Consider the following 21,544-nt stretch of genomic DNA (forward strand, 5'->3'; position numbering starts at 1 on the left):
CCTGGGCGTACACTGGAAACGACCGGTGGCCTCGCCATCGGGCGCCGGCCACGGTCGGCGTACGCGGCCCGGCGACTGCCGAAGGCCGCATCTCTCACCGGCCTCGGTGGACCTCGTCTCGCCCGCGTCATCACCGGGCCGGACCCGCGCCTTCTTTGGTCCCGGACGACGGGAACACCCATGAGATCACCGGCTGTACCTCTCGTATCGTCAAGCTGGGAGACCGAAGGCGGCCGTCCCGGTTCGCAAGCAGACCGGGAAGTCCGATGACACCGGCACGACAGGCCGGCCGGCGCGACACGAACGAGGCCTTCTACCGGGCCTCCGTCGCTGCCCGGCAAGCGCCGTCGGCCTACGACACCCAGCCGTGGCGATGGCAGGTTGCCGACGGTGTTCTGGACCTGTTCCTGCGCACCGGAACCTCGACCGAGTCTCCCGGCCTCGACGAGCGGCTCGCCACGATCGGCTGCGGCGCGGCCCTTCACCATGCCCGTCTGACTCTGGCCGCGCGGGGCTGGCGGGTGACCACGACCCGGCTGCCCGACCCCACCGAACCGACCCATCTCGCGCGACTGCGCATCGACGGCACCGCACCGGTCAGCCCCGACACCGCGCGCCTGGCCCGCACCATCAGGCTGCGTCACACCGACCGCCGCCCGGTCACCGGCCGTCCGATCACGGCCGACCACCTGAGCGTGATCCGCGCCGCCTTCGAGTCTCAGCACACCCGGCTCGCCGTGTTACGACCGGACCAGATCCTCGATCTGGCCGTGGCAACCGCCCACGCCGACGACCTCGAACCCGCCGGCCGGCAGTGGCAGGCGGAACTGGCCCTGTGGGCCGGTGGCGACCGCATCGTCGGAGCGCTGCACCGCGTGCGCCTTCCCCTCGCCCTCGACGGGCACGACCGGGCCGCGACGTTCGCAGTGCTGCACGGTCCGGGTGATCAGACCCTGGACTGGCTCCACGCCGGCGAAGCCCTCTCCGCCGGCTCGCTGGTCGCCACTGAACTCGAAGTGTCGACTCTGCCCTTCAGCGCACCCCTCGAGCAGGACCGCGCCCGGGACATCCTGCGGGATGCGATACCTGACCTCGGCCGTCCATACCTGATGATGCGCTTGGGCCACCACGCCCCCGAGGCGCGGGACACCCCCTCGGCCGAGAGCAACAGGCCCGCCGTACCGGCGTAGCTGGACCGGGCAGGCTGTGCCCCCCAAGGCCTGCAGCCGCCGGTTCACGAGTCCAGCACCAGCGTCGCCCAGACGATCTTTCCGCCGCTCTGCAGGTCCCATCCCCACGTGGTGGCGGTGGTCTCCACCAACAGCAGACCCCGGCCACCAGGGACGACCATGTCCGGGGGCGGCTCGCGTTGTACCGGTGGGGTGCTCGTCCCGTCCCGGACAGCGAGGTACAGATGTGAGCCCCGGTGCGCCACCTCGAGCGTCATGAACGTATGAGCGTGTTCCGCCGCATTGGCGACCAGCTCGCTGACGATGAGGGCGGCCGGAGCGACGAGGTGGGCGAGATTCCATCGGAGGCAGGCATCGGCGACCACGTCGCGGGCCCTCCGCTGGGCTCCCATGATGGGCGGCAGTCGCTCGGACACGACATGTTCTTCGGGGTCAGACGGCACCACGGCTCCCTCGCCCATGTCGGCCGGGCGCCACGAGCCAGGCGGGAAACGCGTACCCCGCTCCGGCGGGAACTAACGCCCACGGCGAGAGGTACGTGTCGACCCGCTGATCGCTGATCGCGGGCGAAGGCGAATCCGGTTGAGGTCAGTCGTCCCGCAGGGCGATGGCGATGCCGACGCAATGGGCGGAGAAGGCCGCGATGGTCAGGGCGTGGAAGACCTCGTGGAAGCCGAACCAGCGCGGGTCGGGGTTGGGACGCCTGAAGCCGTAGACCACGGCGCCGAGGGTGTACAGCGCACCACCGAGGAACAGAAACGTGACGACCGGTGCGCCACCGGACCGCCGGAAAGCGGGCAGGTAGATCACGGCGACCCAGCCCAGTGCGATGTACACCGGCACGTACAGCCAACGCGGCGCGCCGACCCACAGGATCCGGAACGCGACGCCGGCCAGCGCGCCGCACCACACGATCCAGAGCAGGACGCGGGCCTGCCCAGGCGGCAGCGCAAGCACACAGAACGGCGTGTACGTACCCGCGATGATCAGGAAGATGTTGGCGTGGTCGAACCGTCGCAGCACACCCTCCGCACGTCCCTCCCAGTGGCCGCGGTGGTACACCGCGCTGATGCCGAACAACAACGCCGCCGACAGAGTGAACAGGGCCAGAGCCAGTCGGGAGCGGGCGTCCGGGGACACTATGGTCAATACTCCGCCGACCCCGACTGCAAGGGGAAAGGCACCGGCATGCAGCCATCCCCGTAGCCTCGGCTCGATCATCGTGCCGAGGTGGTCCAGGCCCTTCTCGACCCGGTCCTCCAGGTATTCCAGCCCTGCGTCCGGACCGTCGCCGGCTCCCGTCTGCCGGGAGTGACCCGCGTTCACGTCACGTGACACGTCAGTGGCCATGGCTGCCGTCCTCGACAGGTGGCACCTGGCCGGCCGCTGCGGCACTGATCAACAGGATCTGCGTCATCCCGGTCACCTCCAGTATCCACCGGTGCCGGGGCCGAGGCCGGCACACCGTCACCGACATCGCGCGAGGGAGGACACCGGCAAGGTGGGCAAGAAAGTTGGGGAGAACGGAGCCCGCAAAATCCACTTCGGCGACGTCCACGAAGACGTGTTCAGGTGACAGAGCCACAACCCGGGCGACGACGTCACTCAGCGCCGGCGCCGCATCGGCATCGATGTCCCCGGCAACACAGACTTTGACATGCCGATTCAGCGGCGCAACAAGAACTGTGACGGTGCCGTCGAGGGTGGGTACCTTCTCATGGCCGACCCCTTAAGTGCGTGAGCGCACCGGGGTCTGGGGTGGCGGCCGATGAGATGGCCGCATCAGCGACAGTACCCGCACAACGTTGCCAGCGCACCGGACAGCCGGATGCCGGCTTCGCGGCGCCCCTCCGCTCGGGGGTTCAGGGCTCTGGGTGTGACACGAAAACGGGAGATGCCCCACCTACGAATCCTCTTAGGATCTTCGTATCCGCAGCTAGAGACGGGGTTCACATGTTCAGTCTCCACCGCAAGAGGCTCGCCGCGATCGGCATCGCGGCCGCCGCCACGACAGCGCTCTTCGCCTCGCCGGCGCAGGCTGCCTCGGCTGCCAAGGCCGAAGTCGTGGGGAAGAACAGCACCGTCGTCCGATTCACCGCGGCAGCCGGTCAGTCCAACTCGCTGGTCATCACCGTCTCCGGCCGGACGATCACGTTGAACGACACGGTCGCCATCAAGGCCGGCAAGGGCTGCAAAGCGGTCAAGGGCGACAAGACCAAGGTCAAGTGCACCACCGCGAAGAAGCCGACCGGACTCAACGTCACACTCGGTGACAAGAACGACTTCGTCGACAACGACTCCGCGGTTCCCCTGACCGCCAACGGTGGCGCCGGCAACGACACCGTCTTCGGCGGAACCGGGAACGACACCCTCACCGGCGGCGACGGCGTCGACGACGTGCAGGGCTCGTCCGGCAACGACGTCCTGCGCGGCGGCCGTGGCAACGACCATGTCGAGGGCGGGTCGGGCCGGGACAGGATCTACGGCGAGACCGGCCACGACGACCTGATCGGCGGCGACCTCGACGGTGAACTGCCCGACAGCGGCGACACCATCTACGGCGGGGCGGGCAACGACTTCCTGCTCGGCGGCTACGGCAACGACACCCTGTACGGCAACACCGGCAATGACAACCTGTCCGGTGGCTCCGGCAAGGACAAGCTGGTAGGCGGACCCGGCAACGACACCGCCACCCAGTAGCAGCATCCTCAGGCGCGCGGGTGGGGCCAGGCCGTTGTACACCCGTCCGCCCAGAGCGTCCCGGCGAACGCCTCCGGCTGGCTGCCGAGGCCCTGGACCGGGTCGGGCTCGGGCACCGACGCGGATCGAACCGATCCGATGGTGACGCTCGCCCGGCGCCGCGAAAGCAGCACCGGGCGAGCAGTGATCAGCAGGAGAGGTTGCCGCCGGGATCGACACCCAGGATCTGGGTGAAACGCTGGTACGCGTCGATCCGGCTCTGCACCTGCGCCGGATTCCCGCCGTTGCACTCCAGCGCCCCGTTGATGCTGCGGATCGTCTCGCCGAACCCGGTGCCGCCGGTGATCGCGGCGTGCGGGGTCATCGACCCCGGCCCGGTCTGGGTCATCCAGTACCAGAGCCCGGTCTGCCAGGCCACCGAGGCGTCGTTCTTGACCAGGTCCGGGTTGTTCAGCAGGTCGACGCCGAGCGCGTCCCCGGCCGCCTTGTAGTTGAAGTTCCAGCTCAACTGAATCGGGCCACGCCCGTGATAGGCGGACTGCCCGGCCGGGCACCCGTACGACTGGGACGCGTCGCAGTAGTGCGGCCAGTTGGCCTGGTTCAACTCCTCGACGTACACCAGACCGCCCGATTCGTGGTTGATGTTCGCGAGGAACGCGGCGGCTTCGCGTTTCTGCACGTCCTCGCCGCCGGTGCCGGTGAACGCGGGAAACTTCTGCATGGCGTCGACGAGACCGGCGTACGAGTAGAACGGGATCCGGTTCGGGAACATCTGCTGGAACTGAGCCTCGCTGACCGGCAGCGTCGCAGCGGAGGCGGTCGCCGAGAAGAGCGCCGCGGGGATCAGGGCGGCGACGGCCGCCACCACGGCCAGGATCGTCTTTCGCATCGTCAGCCTCCGATCGTCACGTCGACACAGGAGTAGAACGCCATCGCGGTGTCGGCCACGTTCCACCGGGCCAGCACGGTCTGCGGGCCGGTGAAGCTGCCCAGGTCCACGGTGTGCGACACGGTGGCGCCGGGTTGTGCGCCGCCGTCGTCGAACGAGGCGAGCAGGGTGTCGCCGATGAAGTACTCCCAGGTGGCGGTCGAGTGCCTGGCGGTGAGCACCCAGTTGAAGGTCGCCGAACCGCCGACCGACGCGGCGGGCCAGCCCTTGCCGTCGTCGTCGAGCGGGGCGAACCGGGTGTTGCCGCCGCTGCACTGGGTGGAGCCCTTCGCGGACTCGACGCTCTGCGGTTCGTACTGCACGTCGCCGCAGCCGGTGACCGCGCCGGCGGCGCAGTTGGCCTGACGGCTGGGCGGTGAGGAGATGTAGCCGTGCGCCGAGGCCGGAGAGACACCGACGGTGAGGGCGGCCACGGTGGCGCCGATGGTCAGCGCCGGGAGTGCGAGTGTGCGGTTCAAGGGGGACTCCTTCGTTCTGAATGCGGCGAGGGACGCGAGCTCAGTTGAAGGGCGCTCAGTTGAAGGGCGAGAGCCGGATGCCGATCGAGGCCGGGTCGCCGCTGTGCACCAGCGACTCCTGGTTGGCGACGTCGTCGAAGGCGAACGCGTACGCCTTGCCGTCGACCATGTTGGCGTGGATCAACTTGGCGTACTCGTTGGTCGGCTCGTTGCGGTAGAACGTCGCCGGGTCGGTGCTGGGCTCGACCGCCTGCGTGCCGAGGGTGCCGCGGGTCAGGGCCGCGCACAGGCTGCGCGCGATCGGCCCGACAACCAGGTCGTTGGGTGCGCCGAGGTTGCCGTCGCAGCCCCACACGTGTGCGGTGGTCGGCTTGGTGAACCGGGCGACCTGCGCGCCGGTGGTGTCGGTGAAGGCGAGGACGTCACCGGAGGTCCGCCCGGTGAACACCTTGCCGGGCTGGTCGAGGAACGGCCTGACGGTCAGGTCGGTGCCGGCGTACGCCGCCCAGGCCTGGTCGATGTACCCGGCCAGATAGTTCGGGTCGAAGCCACCGGCGTCGGCGCCCTTGCCGGGTGCGAGCACCCGCAGCACCGTACCGTCGGCGCGGGTCTGGATCAGTTTGGCGAAGTCGGCGTCCGCGGCAAGCCCGTCGATGACGGCGTCACGCCCGCCCGGCTTGAGTTCGCCGGTCACCAGCGTCCCGCCGTTCGAGCCGGTCACGCTGACCGAGTGCGGCACGGCGAACATGTCGACCTGCGAACTGTTCAGGAAAACACCGGCGTCGTTGTAGGTGAACTCGCTCCAGTCGAACAGGATGTCGCGGTTGGCGTCGCCGCCGGCCCATGGTGCGGGCTGCACGAGGCCGCCGTCCTGGGCGAGCCTGAAGTCGAGTTTGTCGCCGAACGCCATGTACATGCGCCCGGACAGGCCCTTGGGCACCTGGATGGTCTTGCTGGCGCCGTCGGCGGGGCCGGCGATCGACACGTCGGGGGCGGCCACGGGCGGGTTGGCCCCGGTCGGCCACGGCGTGAAGGTGCCTGCCTCGGTGACGTAGCCGAGCCGCCCACCGGACTCGCCCAGCACGTACAGGTGGACGGTTTCACCCCGCCCGGAGTCGTTCGTGACGGTGAGTGGCAGCAATTCGGGCCCGGCGGCGTTCGCGGTCGGCACCACCGCCACGACGCCGGCGGCGGCGACCGCCGCAACGACGGTTCCGAGCAAGGATTTACGGGTCAGACGCATAGGCGCTCCCTCGTCCGGCCCCCGGTGGCACGGGCCCGGCGTGCCGGGGGATGCCGCGCCGGCCGGGGCGCTTCGGGGGCGGACAGGGAAGGGGGATGCGCCCGGCCGTGACGCTCCGTCATGCTGTGGAGCGCTCTCTCCACCTAAAACCCGCTTCCCGATCATGTCAATCGATGGCCCGCTCCGCATAGCACACCAGCCTGTGCGTCTCGGATTCAGGTTGTTTTCGCAGCTCACAGACACCTGCGGGGTTTTTGGAAAAGTTTCTGTCCAGAGGGCGGGCGAACAGACGGGGCCGTGACCGATATCCACACCGGCCACGGCGCGTCACGCCGAGGGCTACGGCGGTAGGTCCGCCTGGTCGTCAGCTTGCTGCTGCCCGCCGGTCGCGGACGCGAAGCTGGGCAGTGAACTTCTTGCCGTACTTTTTCGGGTTGCTCGTGAACCCCAGCCGGGCGTTACCCGCGCCGACGTCCGCGAGCCCCAAGGCGGACCGGCAACAGGTGAGTTCTCCACGCCCGGCCGCAGGAAGACCCTATGATCTTCAGCCTTCCTGATCGGGCAAAGACAGGCGACAATCTGGGGTCGCCGAACGCCCTTCATCGCCGGGAGACCCGCAGTGACCTTCAACGGGTTTATTTCGTACAGTCATGCCGCGGACGGCCGGCTGGCTCCCGCCGTCCAACGGGGCCTGCACCGCCTGGCCAAACCCTGGCATCGCCGGCGCGCCCTGTGGATTTTCCGGGATCAGACCGGACTGGCGGTGACCCCGGGGCTGTGGTCTTCCATTCAGACCGCGTTGGACGGCTCGGAGTACTTCGTGCTGCTCGCCTCGCCCGAGGCCGCGCAATCGCGTTGGGTGAACCGGGAGATCGAGCACTGGATCGCCACCAAGTCGGCGAATCGGATCCTGCCCGTGGTGACCGACGGGGAGTGGGCGTGGGACCAGGAGCATCACGACTTCACCGAGGACTCGACGGCGGTGCCCGCGGCACTGCGGGGGGTGTTCGCCGAGGAGCCGCTGTTCCTGGATCTGCGGTGGGCGCGGGGCAGCGAGCATCTCAGCCTGCAGCATTCCCGCTTCCGGGACGCGATCGCCCAGCTGGCTGCCCCGATGCACGGGGTGAGCAAGGACGAACTGGAGGGTGAGGACGTCCGGCACCATCGCCGGGCGCGTCGGCTCGGGTCCGGGGCGTTGGCGACGCTGGTGGTGCTCAGCTTCTGGGCGGTGCTGACCAGCGTGTCGTCGGTGCGTAACGCGGACCGGGCGACGGCCGCGGCAGCCGAGGCGTTGCATCAGCAGCAGGTGGCGGAGGTGCAACGCGGCAGCGCCGAGCGGTTCGCGCAGGAGGCGACCCGGCAGCAGGAGGTGGCGAAGGAGCAGCAGGCCCTGGCGGCATCCGCGGCGACTGACGCGCAGCGGTCGGAGCAGTCGGCGCAAGAACAGCAATGGCTGGCGGATCGGGCGACCGCCGAGGCCCAGCGGCAGCAGCGGATCGCCGATCAGGCGGCGAAGCGGACCCGGGAACTGCAGCGGCTGTCGGAGCGGGCCGGCGAGCGGACGCAGCAGCTGGAGCAGGAGGCGCAGCAGCTGGAGGCGGAGGCGCGGCGGTTGACGAAAATCGCCGAGGAGAAGCAGCAGGAGGCCAAAGAGGCGACCGCGGAGGCCGCCAGGCAACAGGCCAAAGCGGACCACCAGCAGCGGATCGCGATCAGTCGACGGCTGACGACTCAGGCCAAGGCGACGATCGGCAGCGATCCGAAGACGGCCCTGATGCTGGGGGCCGCAGCCCAGGAACTGCTGCCCGACGCCGCGACGCGCAGCGAAGTCACCGGTGTCGTCAAAATGACGAGTTACGCCGGCACGATCAGCGACGTGACATCGGCCGTATACGGGCCGGACGGCGTCTTGGCGGCCGTCGGCACCGACGGCAAGGTGTCACTGTGGAACGCGACCGACCGGACGAATCCGGCCCGGATCACCACACTCAGCGACCCGGTCGCGGCCGACACCCCCCTGACGTTCAGCGCGGACGGGCGGACCCTGGTCGTCGTCGACCGGGAGGGCGCCGCGGTCCTGTGGGATGTGACCGACCGGCCCCATCCGGTCCGGCTCGCCACGGTGGCGCCCGACGGTTACGTGCAAGCGGTCGCGGTCAGCGGGGACGGGACGACCCTCGCCACGGGCGACGGACGCGGGATCACGACCCTGTGGGACATGGCCGACCGATCCCGGCCCCAGCAACTCGCCACGATGGACGCATGGGCCCCTTATCCGGTGGTCGGTCTCGCGTTCAGCCCGGACGGCGCCACCCTGATCGTGAACAAGACCCGATTCGTCTCGGCCTTCGACCTGAGCGACCCGACCGACCCCGTCCACCTCCGCGATATGGCCAGCTTCAGCATGGCGTCGATGGTGTTCGATCCGGCCGGATCGACGCTGGCCGCCGGAGGCTTCGCCGGCGAGGTGGATCTGTACGACATGGCGCGTACGGCCACCTCCCAGGTCACGCAAAACCGGGTTACGCCGCCGACCATGCCGCCCGAGGAGCCGGACACCGATCCGTACCACCGCATGACCGACCTTGCCGGTGCCGTCAACGCGATCTCCTACAGCGCGGACGGGCACTATCTCGCCGCCGGTGGCGGGCAGGGCACAGCGATGGTGTGGGACATGACGTACGTGGAAGGCCCCAGGCCGGTCATCACCGTGCGGGCCAATGGCGCGATCAATACCGTCTCCTTCGACCCGGATGCCGAAACACTGGTCACCGCCGACAGCTCGGGGACGGCGACCCTCTGGAACGTCAGGCCCATCGGGACTCCGGACCCGCTCGCCGCGCTCACCGTCCAGGGCGGGCGCATTCAGGCGGCGGCGTTCCGGCCGGACGGACGCTCCCTGGTCGCCGCCGGCCCCGACGGCACGGCGAATTCCTGGGACGTGACCGACCCCGCCCGGCCGGTCCAGGGTGCCGTCCTGTCCATCCGCGGCGCAGCGGTGCGGGCGGTGGCGTTCAGCCCCGACGGCCGTACGGCGGCGACCGTCGGGCGCCAGGACGGGCAGTTGATGCTGACGGATACGGCCCGCCCGGACCAGCCGGTCGCCCTCCCGGGCCGGATCGAGGCCGTGGCGGGGACCAACGCGATGGTGTTCAGCCCGGACGGGCGCACCCTCGCCGTCGTCGCCGGCCCCACCAGACTGCTGCTGTGGAACGTGGCCGACCGGACCCGCCCCGTCCTGCTGGCCACGCTGAGCGGCGTCACCTTCGGGACGGCGGTGGCCTTCAGCCCGGACGGGCACACGCTGGCCACCGGCGGCGGCGAGCGCGGCCTGACGCTGTGGGACATGACCGACCGCACCACCCCCGTGCGGCTCGGCACGCTGACCGGCCACAACGGGGCGGTGGCCACGGTAGCCTTCAGCCCCGACGGGCACACCGTGGTGAGCGGCGGCGCCGACACCCTGGCGATGCTGTGGGACATCACCGACCGAGCCCGTCCGCTCCGGCTCGCCACGCTGACCGGCCACAACGGCGCGGTGACCACGATGGCCTTCAGCCCCGACGGGCGCACCCTGGTAACCGGGGACCGGGACTTCGAAGTGTTCCTGTGGGACACCGCCAACCCGGCCGGACCGATCCGGCTCGCCTCGATGCGTGGCCTCGGTGGCAAGGCGCAGGCGGTGCTGTTCAAGGACGACGGGCGCACCCTGGCCGTCGCCGCCCAGTCCGACAGCCAACGCGCGACCGTCACGCTGTGGAACTACGCGAAGCTGAACAAGCTCCGCGCTGATCCGGCCGCATACGCCTGTGCCATCACCGGCCGCGGTCTCGGTGCCGAGGAATGGGCCCGCTACATTCCCGAGGTTCCGTACCGGCGCACCTGCACCGGCTGACGTCTCGCCGGGCAGTGGAACGCCCGCGACGGTCGGATGACCGATCTCGGCCTGCACTGTGCCGTCGACCCGCACGCCGGCAACCGTGTCGTCATCGCGATCCGAGCCGGCACGGAAACCCCGCCGAGGATCCGCGAAGGATCAGGTTGCCGTTGTCCGCGGCGCCGCTCTGCGAGCCGCTTATTTCGCTGGCGCGCGTTGCGGCGCCGCATTTCCTGCGGCTTTATCCCGCTGGCGTCTCGTTCAAACCCAAACCACGCAGGATGTTATCGCGGTTCGCGTTTCCGCGCAGCTCGGTCAAGGACTTCAAACGGCCCAGCAAAGTCGTGGAAGATGCGGGGCATTTCAAGTCTTGAATCGCCGACAAGGTTCTTTCAAAACGTTGGATGCGACTTTCCAGGTCCGTTCCACTCGGAAGGTTCGCATTCTTGAGCGCTACCTGCGCGTTCACTTGGGCTTGAGTGGGCGGGCAGCGACCGGGAACGTTTACACCAGTAGGGCCCACGCGGTCGGCCGTCGCATTCGGATTGCCCGGACTGAAACCCAGCGCCGGCACCAAAGCGTTAATGTTACCGGAGCCGGCTCCGGCGTTCCCCGTCGCTCCACTCGCGCCCGTGTCACCGGATCCTGTGGCGGCGGCTTTATCCGCTGGCGTCTCGTTCAAACCCAAACCACGCAGGATGTTATCGCGGTTCGCGTTTCCGCGCAGCTCGGTCAAGGACTTCAAACGGCCCAGCAAAGTCGTGGAAGATGCGGGGCATTTCAAGTCTTGAATCGCCGACAAGGTTCTTTCAAAACGTTGGATGCGACTTTCCAGGTCCGTTCCACTCGGAAGGTTCGCATTCTTGAGCGCTACCTGCGCGTTCACTTGGGCTTGAGTGGGCGGGCAGCGACCGGGAACGTTTACACCGGTAGGGCCCACGCGGTCGGCCGTCGCATTCGGATTGCCCGGACTGAAACCCAGCGCCGGCACCAAAGCGTTAATGTTACCGGAGCTGGCTCCGGACTCGGCGGCCTGACTCATCCCCGTGCTGACCGCGAGCGCCGAGCCCAGCAGCGCCGCGGCGGCACCTGCAATCACCAGCTTGCGCGTCCGGCTGCTGACTCCGCGTCGATACATGCACGGCTCCTCTTCATCTCGGTACTGCTTGTGCCGAGATATACGAGCAATGATGTGGCAGCAGTTCATGACGCTGAGCAAGCGTTCCTTAAAGTTTCTTTAACGTGACTTCCGGGGTGTGCAGCCGCCAGCATCGTCGCGCCCACGTCCGCGGGTACCCGGCCGCGGGTCAGCAGCGAGCCCGCCACCATCACCGTGAACGCGAGCGGCACCGTCCACAGGCGCTGTTGCGTTGAGCGATCGGCTGTCGTGGTGTCACGTGGCGAGGCGTTCAGGCAGAGTTGATCGGTGAGGTCTTCAGCCGGGTCGCGTTCGCGGTCTGCTCCGTCGTCGGCGTTCACGGGGTTCCGGTTTCCGCCGGAGGTGATCGGGGTGGCGGTGCGCTGGTACCCGCGCTACAACCTGTCCTACCGCGACGTCGAGGAACTACTCGCCGAACGCGGTATCGAAGCCGATCACGTCACCGTCTACCGGTGGGTGCAGCGATTCACGCCGCTGCTGGCCGATGCGGCACGGTTCGCCCGGCGTGCGCCGGGTGACCGCTGGTTCGTTGATGAAACGTATGTCAAGGTCAACGGCGTGTGGCGGTAGGTGTACCGGGCGATAGATCAGCACGGGCAGGTCATCGACGTGCTGGTATCAACCCGCCGCGACGCGGCGGCGGCTCGCCGGTTCTTCACCCGCGCCTTGAAGGTGTTGAAGCTCGCGCCGGCCGAGGTGGTGACCGACGCCGCAGCCGTCTACCCGGCGGTCCTCGCCGACCTGGTCCCGGCCGCCTGGCATCACTTCCAACAATATGCGAACAACCCGGTCGAAGCTGACCACAGCCGACTCAAGCACCGACTTCGACCGATGCGCGGGTTACGCACCGACCGCAGCGCCCAGACCGTGATCGCCGGACACTCCTTCGTCCAGAACCTGCGCCGCGGACACTACGAGATCGCACCTGAAACCCCAGCCCGGCAACGCGTGGCCACCGCGTTCACCGAACTCGCCACCGCGATCTGACTCCAGCCGCCTGGCCAGGCCGAACACGTCTCCCGGTCGGACAATGCAACAGCGCCGAATCCATCGACGCTTTCTGGTCACGGCGCCTGCATCCGGTCTGCGGGGCCGCCGCGCGGGCGGTGTCGCCCTATGATGCAGCCGGTACTTCAATAGGGGAGTCTTTCGATGTCGCGCAACGTCTGGCCGACGCTTCTTCTCACGGTCGCCACCACCATTGCCGCCACGGCCGTGCCCGGCCCTGCTGCGGCATCGAGCTACGGACGGGTGTCCGCAGGCGCCGTGACGGTCTCGTTCTCGGCCGACTACCAAGCCACGAACAAGATCGTGATCACCCGCTCCGGGCGGACCGTCACGATCGACGATCGGGTGGCGGTAAGGCCCGGCAAGAACTGCAAGCAGGTCAAAGGCGACAAGACCCGCGTCCGCTGCCGGACCACGAAGACACCCGCCAAGGTCATCGTGCGGCTCTACGAGCGGAACGACTCGGTGATCAACAACAGCGACCTCAGGATGGAGGCCTACGGCGGCCGGGGCAACGACACCCTCGCCGGTGGCCCGAAGTCCGATGTCCTGCACGGCGACGACCTCTGCGCCGAGTCAGCCGGCGGCGACAAGATCTACGGCCGGGGCGGCAACGACCTCATCTACGCCGGCGACGGATCCGACTACGTCTCTGCCGGTGACGGCAACGACCAGGTCCTCGGCGACAGCGACTGCGTCACCGCGCCCGACCGCGCCGGCAACGACGTGATCCTCGGCGGCAACGGCGACGACGACCTCTTCGGCGACAACGGTAACGACAAGCTGTACGGCAACAACGGCAACGACTTCCTCAGGGGCTGGTACGGCGCGGACCGCATCGAGGGTGGCGCCGGCGATGACCAGTTGGACGGCGACCCCGACGACCGCAGGGTCTCCGCCGACGTGCTGCTCGGCGGCACCGGCCGCGACATCGTCGACTACCAGCTTTACCGCAAGCCCCTCACCGTCTCCCTCAACGGCGTGTCCCGTGACGACGGCGTGGCCGGTGAGCACGACACCGTCGGCGCCGACGTCGAACGCCTCACCGGCGGAGCGGGCAACGACCGCCTGGTAGGCAACGCGGCGGCCAATGAGATCGACGGCTTCGGCGGCAACGACACCATCTTCGGGGGCAGCGGTAACGACGACCTGCGCGGCGGCGACGGCGACAACAAGCTCTACGGGGAAGCAGGCGACGACGTTCTCTTCGTCTACTACGGTGTCGGTCTGCTCGACGGCGGCGCGGACAACGACGTGTGCAACGGCCGATACCAGACCGTCACTCTGATCTCCTGCGAGACGTTCCAGCCCTGGTGACAAACGGCCGGCAATGACAGCGGGCCTCCCTCTGCCAGGGAGGCCCGCTGTTTCACATGTCAGGTGCGCCGGTGTTTACTTGGTGAGGACGAAGTATTTCCAGGGGCCGTTGGTGTTGTAGTTCAGCCGGTCGCCCGCGGTGGTGGCGGTGGTGCCGGGAAGGTAGGAGACCTGGACCCTGAACCTGGTGCCTGCCTTGGCCGCGGAGAGGAACGAGAAGGACGCCTTGCCGGTCGACGTCAGTTTGGTGTTGCGGGCGCTCCAGAGCTTCCAATTGCCGCCGGACCAGTACTGAATGGTGGTGCGCACCTTCCGGCCCGGATACGGGGTTACGGTGTGGGTGATCAGCGGCTGGGTCGACTTGCGGAAGTACTGGTACCGCACCGTGCCGATCTTCGCCGTCTTGTAGTGCCGCTTCAAGGTCGTGCTCGCGGCGACTTTCGTCCACAGGTTGACGGTGCGCGAGGCGTCGTAGAACCCGCCGTCGCCGGCGAACTTGGCGGTCACCGCCGTGTTGCGGGTCAGCTTGATCGAGGCACTGATCTTGCCGGTGCTGGAGACGGCGCCCTTCTTGATCAGGCGGTTGGGCTGGCTGCCGGCTGGGTCGGCCCAGATCTCCACGACCCGGTTCGTCAGGGTCTTGCCCAGCGTGGCCGTGACGTTGACCGTCGCACCGTACGCGGCGACGGCGTTATTCCGGTCCAGCGTCAGCGTGGCGCGAGACTTGTCGACATTGACGATTTTCGTTTCGGTGAAGCCGTTGTACTCGGCGCTGCCCGCGTACTTGAACGCGTAGTGGTACGCCCCCGTGGTCGGGGGTGTGTCGGTGAGGGAGACCCGGCCGTCGGCAGCGGTCTTCACGGTGCCCAGCGCCTTGGTCGCGCCTGAATATTTTTCGGTTCGTGTCACGGTCAGCTCGGTGCCAGCGGGCGGAGCGGCGTCCGCAGCGTCCTTGACGCGGCCGCTCACGGTCAGCGGCTTGGCCGGCGAGCCGGACCACAGAGTGTCGAAGGCGAGGTAGAGCTCCCTCGGCGTGCCGGGAGGCGGCGGCGTGGGGTCCAGCATCGGGTGGCCGGGTCCCTATCAGCGGTCTCCCGACGCCACCCGGCCCGGCGACAACACCCCCCGGATCATGCGTACGACAGGGGCGGTAAGTCATACCGGACCGAGCGACCGAGCAGTCCCCCGGTGGGGACAATCAAAAAGGTAACGGGGGACAGACCGCAGCCGCCTGACGTACGCCACCGGCCAAGGCTGCGGGCGGTTACGCATCGCAGACCCGTGACGGTTCCGACCGGGACGACGCACACCCGCAACAGTCACGCACCATAACTGGGAGGGGATAAGGGTCCGCCCTCGATGTGCGTGGTGAAAGCCCTGCTAAACATTGAATTCCACTATGGACGGAACGCCTTTTCGACACGCGATCACCATCCGATCACCACGTTTCCACCAGGTGGGATTATGGAGGCCGAAAATGGGAAACAAGAAGCCGTGACCTTTGTTTCCGAAGGTCACGGCCTTGATCATTTGTGCGCCCGATGGGACTCGAACCCCTAACCTTCTGATCCGAAGGTCGAGATCGCCGCCTGGGCGTGGCGCAACGACGTCTGTTCCGCGGACTGAACCGAATCGGCGGCACGACGAAGGCCGTGACCTCTGGTGTCAGGAGTCACGGCCTCGGTGCAGCTCAGCGTGCAATCGCGGCGCGGACGATCAGGTCCGCGACGGGACGCGGCTGGGACACCCCGACGGCGTGCGACGCCTTGCGGATCTCGACCGTCCCCCGCGAACCCGCACGCTCGGCCATCCAGCGCTGCGCCTCGACTGGGATGTTGAGGTCGGCGCCGGCGACGAGGAACCAGGAGGGGATCATCTTCCACGCCGGTTCCCCGGAACCCTCGCTGAGTGCCGCGTCCCGGATCGGCCGCTGTGTGACGGCCATCAGCGAGGCCTGCTGCTTGGGCACGTCGGCGGCGAACTGCTTGCGGAACAGGTCTTGCCGGATGTGGAGGTCGTTGGTGCCGTCACCGAGCGCCACCGGTGCGAGAGTGCCGCCGAGGGTGCTGCCGGGGAACTTGTTGGACAGTTCGAGGGCGCTCTCGCCTTTGTCGGGTGCGAACGCCGCGATGTAGACGAGCGCCTTGACGTCAGGGTCGCCGGCGGCGGCGTTGGTCATCACAGCACCACCATAGGAGTGGCCGGCGAGCACGATCGGGCCTTTCACGGAGTCGATGACGGTTCGCACATAGGCGGCGTCGGAGCTGAGGCCCCGCAGTGGGTTCGCGGCGGCGACGACCGGATAACCGCGCTGCTGGAGCCGCTCGATGACGCCCGACCAGCTCGCGGAGTCGGCGAAGGCGCCGTGCACCAGCACGATCGTCGGTTTGGGCTGGACGTGCGCGCCGGCGACGGCGGCGGTGGCGCCGGAGAACGACGCGGTGCCCGTGAGGACGAAGGCAGCGGCGAGAGCCACCACTTTGGAGATGCGGACTCGCATGAATCTCAATCCGATCAGTTACGAAAGATGGGCTGGTGCGGCGACGTCAGGCGATCGCGGCGGCGGCTTGGAGGATGAGTCCGGCGACCGCGGCGGGTTCGGAGGTGGGGATGGCGTGCGAGGCGCCGGGCAGTTCCACGGATTTGCGGGCACCGGCACGCGCGGCCATGAACCGGTGGGCTTCGAGCGGGATGTTGTAGTCGGACTCGGGGTACACGAACCAGGACGGCACGGACTTCCAGGCCGGTTCGCCGGATCCCTCATTGAGTGCCGTGGTGTTCAGCGGGCGCTGGGCAACGGCGTCGAGGGCGGCCTGCTCGGCCGGGACGTCGGCGATGAACTGCTGGTGGTACTTGTCCTGCCGGATGTACAGGTCGACGGTGCCGTCCGGGAGCGGCACCTGCGTGAGGGTGTCGCCGAGGGTTCCGCCGGGGAACTTGCCGGACAGTTCGCCGATACTCTCGCCGGCTTCCGGCGCGAAGGCGGCGACGAACACGAGCGCCTTGACGTGGTCGTGCCCGACAGCGGCGTTCGACATGACCGCACCGCCGTAGGAGTGACCGACGAGCACGACCGGCCCGTCGATGGTGCCGAGGACGCTGGAGACGACGGCGGCGTCGCCGGACAGGCTGCGCAACGGGTTCGGTGCGGCGATCACCGGGTAGCCGTCGGTGAGCAGCCGCCGGGTCACCTCGTTCCAGCTGGCGGACTCGGCGAACGCGCCGTGGACGAGGACGATGGTGGGTTTCATGGCAGGCCCTTCAGTGGGTCGACAGGACGGTGGACAGGAAGTCGGCGGCCTGGCGGATCGCGCCTTCGGCCCCGTGGGTGCCGCGCAGGGCGTTGAGCATCACGAAGTCGTGGATGACGCCCTGGTAGCGCACTGCGGTGACGGGCACGCCGGCGTGGCGCAGCTTGGCGGCGTACGCCTCGCCCTCGTCGCGCAGGACGTCGGCTTCGGCGACGATGATCAGGGCCGGCGGCAGCCCGGTCAGCTGCTCGGCGGTGGCGCGCAGCGGCGAGGCGGTGACCTCGGCCCGCTGGGCGGGGTCGGTGGTGTACTGGTCCCAGAACCACTGCATGGCGTCGCGGCGCAGGAAGTAGCCCTCGGCGTACTGCTCGTACGAGCCGGTGTCGAAGTTCGCGTCGGTGACCGGGTAGAACAGCACCTGTCCGGCGAGCGACACGTCACCGTGTTGCTTGGCGGTCAGGGTCAGCGCGATGGCCATGTTGCCGCCGACGGAGTCACCGGCGACGGCGATGCGGGCCGGGTCGAGCCCGTGGGTGGCGCCGTGGGCGACGACCCACTGAACGGCGGCGTAGTTCTCCTGGATGGCGGTCGGGTACGCGGCCTCCGGCGAGAGGCTGTAGTTGGGGAACACGACGGCGGCGCCGACACGGACGGCGAGTTCTCGGGCGAGGCGGTCGTGGGTGTGGTCGTTACCGAACACCCATCCCGCGCCGTGGATGTAGAACACCACCGGCAGCGGGCCGGTCACGCCGGTGGGCCGGAAGACGGTCACCGGCACCGACCCGGTGGGACCACCGGGGATGGTGAGTGTCTCCTTCTCGGTGCCTGGCACATCGACCGTGGGGCTCTGCACGCCGTCGACGGCCTTGCGGCCCTCGGCGGGCGGGATCTGGAACAGGTATGGCGGGTCGGCGGTCGCCTTGACGAAGGCCTGCGCGGCCGGTTCCAGTACGGGCTTGTTGTTCATGGTGATGCTCCGGTTCGTTGCGGTGTGGTCAGAGGGCGGCGATCTCTACCTGCAGTTCCACCTCGACCGGGCTGTCCAGAGGCAGGGCCGCCAGGCCTACGGCGGAGCGGACATGGATGCCGGCCGGGCCGAACACGTCGTGCAGGAAGGTGGAGGCGCCGTTGAGGACCTGGGCCTGTCCGGTGAAGGACGGCAGCGAGGCGACGAAGCCCGTCACCTTGATGACGCGGATCACCGCGTCGACGCCGACGAGGGCGTCCACCGCCGCGAGGGCGTTCAGTGCGGCGGTACGTGCCAGGTCGGCTGCCTGGGCGACGTCGACGGTGTCGCCGACCTTGCCGGTGATCGGCAGGATCCCGCCGACGAACGGCAGCTGGCCGGAGGTGTAGACGTACATGCCGGAACGGATCGCCGGCGTGTAGCCGCCGACCGGCGTGGCGACATGCGGCAGTGTGATGCCGAGCTCGGTGAGCCGGTCGTTCCAGGTCCCCATGGTGTGCGCCTCTCGTGTCGCGGGCGGGCCGCTCTGCTGCGCCCGTAGTGATCTCACCCGGGCAGGGCGCCGGGGAACACGCAGGACCGCACGCAGAAGCACTTCTTCATATGCGGTCAACGCGGCTCGGCGGCCTCTTCCTCGGCGAGCCGTTCGCGGGCGAACAGACGGATCAGGTTGTGGAAGCGGTACCGGCCGTCCACGTGGGCCTGTAGGAGACTCAATTCGACGAGTTCGTCGAGGGCGTCCTCGATGCTCTCCGGGTCCGCCGGGTCAAAGGCCCCTGCACACCGCGCGTCGAAGTCCGCGCCGGGCGCCAGTGACAAGCGGTGGAACAGCCGCCGGGCCTGCGGGGACAGCTGGGTGTACGAGAGGCTGAAGGCAGCGGCGATCCGCAGGTCCCCGGCGATGAGCTGGTCGAGGCGACGGTGTTCGTCGGACAGCCGGTCGGCCAGATGCCGCACCGTCCATTGCGGCCGGCTCATCAGCCGGTTGCCGGCGATGCGCAGTGCCAGCGGCAGCCGGCCGCACAGCTCGGCTACCTCGCCGATCGCCTCGCGTTCCCGGTCGCCGATGATGCGCCGCAGCAGTGTCGCCGCGTCCCCGGCCGGCATCTGGGTGAGGTTGAGCCGGTGGACGCCTTCGAGGCCGGCGAGCAGCCGGCGGCTGGTGATGACCGTCAGAGACGGTCCGGGGCCAGGGAGCAGAGGCCGGACCTGTGACTCGTCCGCGACGTTGTCGAGCACCATCAGGACCCGCCGGTGCTGCAGCAGTTCCCGGTACATACCGGCCCGGTCCGTCTCGTCCACCGGGATCTCGTCGTCGCGGAGGCCGAACGCACTGAGTAGACGGGCGAGTGTCTCCGCGGCACCTGCCGGGCGGGTGTCCATTCCGCGGAGGTCGACGAAGAGGGTCCCGCCGGTGAAGTCCGTTCCGATCAGGTGGGCCGCCTGGACCGCCAGGGTGGTCTTACCGGCCCCGGCTGTTCCGGACACCGTCATCACCGGCGCGAGCGCCGGAGCCGGCTGGGCCGAGGAGGCCATCCGGCTCAGCTGCGCCAGCTCCCGGGCACGGCCGGTGAAATCAGGCACCGGGCGCGGCAAAGCGCAGCAGCCGGCCGGCACGGCAGCCGTGACCTTCGGGCGGCCCGCCCGGGCTGCGGCGAGGAAGGCGGGCTGATCGGCCTCGGGTAACGCCAGCGCCTCGGCCAGGGCCTGGACCGTACGCCGCTGCGGCGCGACGCTGCGCTCGCGTTCCATGTCGCTGATCGCGCGGGCGCTGACGCCCGACCGCTCCGCCAGCTGCTCCATTGTCAGCCCTGCCGTGTGCCGGTGCTCTCGCAACTGGCGGCCGAACGTGTCACTCATCGATCAGGCCGGCCGTTCGTCGCCGGGCAGGCTCACACACGTCGCATCTCTCGTCCCCATACCGTCGAACGCTGGCATGGGGTGCGGCCTCCTACCAGGGATGGACAGTCCCTGGTAGTCGCGCCGGCTGGCATACACCCGACCACTACCGGCGCGGAGGCCGGTGAAACGGCACTCAGCGCACGGTGCGCGCCCGAGCCCTCGCGGTATCGGGGCGCTGTGGCATCTCGCCGAGCACCCTGACGAACAGCGCCTCGCGCAACGCCACTTCGCGCGGGTCGTCCCACAGGCGAAAACCGAGCCGATTCATTGCGTACGCGAATCCGATGCCCGTGTCCGGATCGGCGAACCCGAAGGATCCGCCCAGCCCCATCGTGCCGAACGCCGTACCGGAGGCCGAGCCGAAACGGAACGCGGGGAACGGCTTGATGTATCCCAACGAGTACTGGGTGGGCAGCCGGAGCACCTGATCAGCGCAACCGTACGTCGGAGTTTGGGCCGGGCTTTTCAGCGCGTCCAGTGTCGACGCGGTGAGCCCGAGTCCGGCGCCACCGGCCGCAGCGTCGCCGTAGAGCCGCGCGATCGACCGCACCTGGCCGATGCCGTTGACGGCCGGGATCTCGGCGGCCTGCACGTCCGGCCGGTTGATGTTCTCGGGGATGCCGAGCACCCGCGGGTTCTGGAAGGCCCGGGCGGTCAGGCTCCGGGGGTTCGCGAACGCCCAAGCGAAAGCCGGTGGCATCGCGGTGATGTGCAGCATCATCTCCCAGGTGCGGAAGCCGTGGATCCGGGCGATGCGGCGGCGGTCGGTGTTCTCCGGCAGGCCGATATGGAAGCCGAGGTCGAGGGGCGCGGCCACCTCCTCGGCGAAGAACCGGCCCAGGTGGCGGCCCTGCGGGTCGACGCGGCTGACGAGCTCGCTCTCGTACCAGCCCAGCGTCTGGCCGTGATAGCCGTGCCGCTCCCCCGGAGTCCAGGCCGGCCGCTGCTCCGCCAGCGCCGCGGCCAGGACCGCCGAACCGAACAGATCCGGCAGATCGAGCGGCTGGTCGATCACCGGCAGACCGGCCTGGTGGGACAGCAGCTGACGCACCGTGACATCGGCCTTGCCCGCAGCGGCGAACTCAGGCCAGTAAGTGGCCACCCGCTCGTCATAGTCCAGCAGACCGCGGGCGTGCAGCACCGCGACCGCCATCGACGCCACGCCCTTGCTGGTCGAGAAGACCGGCACGATCGTGTCGCGCTGCCACGGCTCGTACGTCCTGCCGTCGCGGTAGCCGCCCCACAGGTCGACCACCTTCCGGCCGTCGCGATACACCGCGCACGCGGCGCCGATCTCCCGCCCCTGCTCGAAGTTGCGCCGAAAGGCATCGGCCACCGGGCCGTAGCCCTCCGCCACATCACCGTGCACCATGGCTGGCGGCACGGGAACCTTGAGCACCAACGTGATCTCTCCTCATTCGTAGACACCGAACGGTGGCACGGTGCACAGGGCCGTACCAGGGATGGGCAGTCCCTGGTATGCGGGCACAACGGGAGGTCAGAGGCCACGTCGTAAGATCAGT

The 21,544-nt window shown here is 68.8% G+C and carries 16 protein-coding genes and 3 pseudogenes; 5 read left to right on the forward strand and 14 right to left on the reverse strand.

Going from position 1 to position 21,544, the window contains the following annotated elements; all coding sequences use genetic code 11:
- Positions 1 to 266: 266 nt before the first annotated feature.
- On the forward strand, positions 267 to 1,190 hold the full coding sequence (locus CLV67_RS21405; RefSeq protein ID WP_106321064.1) for a nitroreductase family protein: 924 nt from the start codon (positions 267 to 269) through the stop codon (positions 1,188 to 1,190).
- A 44-nt stretch (positions 1,191 to 1,234) separates the two neighbouring features.
- On the opposite strand, the gene CLV67_RS21410 is transcribed toward CLV67_RS21405, so the two are convergent.
- The 3 genes from CLV67_RS21410 to CLV67_RS54770 all read right to left on the reverse strand — a co-directional run bounded on the left by CLV67_RS21410 (position 1,235) and on the right by CLV67_RS54770 (position 2,859).
- Positions 1,235 to 1,606 (reverse strand): ATP-binding protein, encoded by a 372-nt coding sequence (locus CLV67_RS21410; RefSeq protein ID WP_146169249.1) that lies wholly within the window; start codon positions 1,604 to 1,606, stop codon positions 1,235 to 1,237.
- A 172-nt stretch (positions 1,607 to 1,778) separates the two neighbouring features.
- Positions 1,779 to 2,540, reverse strand: a complete 762-nt coding sequence (trhA, locus tag CLV67_RS21415; RefSeq protein ID WP_239166957.1) for a PAQR family membrane homeostasis protein TrhA — start codon at positions 2,538 to 2,540, stop codon at positions 1,779 to 1,781.
- Positions 2,530 to 2,859, reverse strand: a complete 330-nt coding sequence (locus CLV67_RS54770; RefSeq protein WP_106321068.1) for an STAS domain-containing protein — start codon at positions 2,857 to 2,859, stop codon at positions 2,530 to 2,532. The genes trhA and CLV67_RS54770 overlap by 11 nt, the downstream gene beginning before the upstream one ends.
- Positions 2,860 to 3,143: 284 nt before the next feature.
- On the opposite strand from CLV67_RS54770, the gene CLV67_RS21425 reads away from it, so the two are divergent.
- Entirely contained in the window at positions 3,144 to 3,890 is a 747-nt protein-coding gene (locus CLV67_RS21425; protein ID WP_170153950.1) for a calcium-binding protein, read from the forward strand.
- A gap of 187 nt (positions 3,891 to 4,077) precedes the next feature.
- Here CLV67_RS21425 and CLV67_RS21430 read toward each other — a convergent pair.
- The 3 genes and pseudogenes from CLV67_RS21430 to CLV67_RS21440 all read right to left on the reverse strand — a co-directional run.
- Positions 4,078 to 4,686, reverse strand: a pseudogene (locus CLV67_RS21430) (chitinase); the annotation flags it as partial.
- Between the two features lie 98 nt (positions 4,687 to 4,784).
- Positions 4,785 to 5,297, reverse strand: a pseudogene (locus tag CLV67_RS21435) (lytic polysaccharide monooxygenase auxiliary activity family 9 protein); the annotation flags it as partial.
- 55 nt (positions 5,298 to 5,352) lie between these two features.
- On the reverse strand, positions 5,353 to 6,540 hold the full coding sequence (locus CLV67_RS21440) for a beta-1,3-glucanase family protein (protein WP_106321075.1): 1,188 nt from the start codon (positions 6,538 to 6,540) through the stop codon (positions 5,353 to 5,355).
- 619 nt (positions 6,541 to 7,159) lie between these two features.
- Here CLV67_RS21440 and CLV67_RS21445 point away from each other — a divergent pair.
- Positions 7,160 to 10,435 carry a TIR domain-containing protein gene (locus CLV67_RS21445; protein ID WP_106321077.1) on the forward strand — a complete coding sequence of 1,092 codons (3,276 nt, stop codon included), beginning with the start codon at positions 7,160 to 7,162 and terminating at the stop codon, positions 10,433 to 10,435.
- 223 nt (positions 10,436 to 10,658) lie between these two features.
- Here CLV67_RS21445 and CLV67_RS21450 read toward each other — a convergent pair whose 3' ends face one another.
- Complete coding sequence (locus tag CLV67_RS21450; protein ID WP_249037957.1) at positions 10,659 to 11,555, reverse strand: hypothetical protein; 897 nt, start codon at positions 11,553 to 11,555, stop codon at positions 10,659 to 10,661.
- A 288-nt stretch (positions 11,556 to 11,843) separates the two neighbouring features.
- Between CLV67_RS21450 and CLV67_RS21455 the strand changes: the two are divergent.
- Both CLV67_RS21455 and CLV67_RS21460 read left to right on the forward strand, forming a co-directional pair.
- Positions 11,844 to 12,563, forward strand: a pseudogene (locus CLV67_RS21455) (IS6 family transposase).
- A 165-nt stretch (positions 12,564 to 12,728) separates the two neighbouring features.
- Positions 12,729 to 13,901, forward strand: a complete 1,173-nt coding sequence (locus CLV67_RS21460; RefSeq protein WP_239166475.1) for a calcium-binding protein — start codon at positions 12,729 to 12,731, stop codon at positions 13,899 to 13,901.
- 75 nt (positions 13,902 to 13,976) lie between these two features.
- On the opposite strand, the gene CLV67_RS21465 is transcribed toward CLV67_RS21460, so the two are convergent.
- The 7 genes from CLV67_RS21465 to CLV67_RS21495 all read right to left on the reverse strand — a co-directional run bounded on the left by CLV67_RS21465 (position 13,977) and on the right by CLV67_RS21495 (position 21,420).
- On the reverse strand, positions 13,977 to 14,966 hold the full coding sequence (locus CLV67_RS21465) for a hypothetical protein (protein ID WP_106321079.1): 990 nt from the start codon (positions 14,964 to 14,966) through the stop codon (positions 13,977 to 13,979).
- 625 nt (positions 14,967 to 15,591) lie between these two features.
- Positions 15,592 to 16,401, reverse strand: a complete 810-nt coding sequence (locus CLV67_RS21470) for an alpha/beta fold hydrolase (RefSeq protein WP_106321081.1) — start codon at positions 16,399 to 16,401, stop codon at positions 15,592 to 15,594.
- A 46-nt stretch (positions 16,402 to 16,447) separates the two neighbouring features.
- Entirely contained in the window at positions 16,448 to 17,152 is a 705-nt protein-coding gene (locus CLV67_RS21475) for an alpha/beta fold hydrolase (RefSeq protein ID WP_106321083.1), read from the reverse strand.
- A gap of 10 nt (positions 17,153 to 17,162) precedes the next feature.
- Positions 17,163 to 18,119 (reverse strand): alpha/beta hydrolase, encoded by a 957-nt coding sequence (locus CLV67_RS21480; protein ID WP_106321085.1) that lies wholly within the window; start codon positions 18,117 to 18,119, stop codon positions 17,163 to 17,165.
- Positions 18,120 to 18,147: 28 nt separating this feature from the next.
- Positions 18,148 to 18,612, reverse strand: a complete 465-nt coding sequence (locus CLV67_RS21485; RefSeq protein ID WP_106321087.1) for a RidA family protein — start codon at positions 18,610 to 18,612, stop codon at positions 18,148 to 18,150.
- 116 nt (positions 18,613 to 18,728) lie between these two features.
- Positions 18,729 to 19,979, reverse strand: coding sequence for a helix-turn-helix domain-containing protein (locus tag CLV67_RS21490; RefSeq protein WP_106321089.1), 1,251 nt, complete (start codon positions 19,977 to 19,979; stop codon positions 18,729 to 18,731).
- Positions 19,980 to 20,154: 175 nt separating this feature from the next.
- Positions 20,155 to 21,420 carry a serine hydrolase domain-containing protein gene (locus CLV67_RS21495; protein WP_203737232.1) on the reverse strand — a complete coding sequence of 422 codons (1,266 nt, stop codon included), beginning with the start codon at positions 21,418 to 21,420 and terminating at the stop codon, positions 20,155 to 20,157.
- Between the last annotated feature and the right edge of the window lie 124 nt (positions 21,421 to 21,544).

The sequence above is a fragment of the Actinoplanes italicus genome (genome assembly GCF_003001815.1).
GTDB lineage: Bacteria > Actinomycetota > Actinomycetes > Mycobacteriales > Micromonosporaceae > Actinoplanes > Actinoplanes italicus.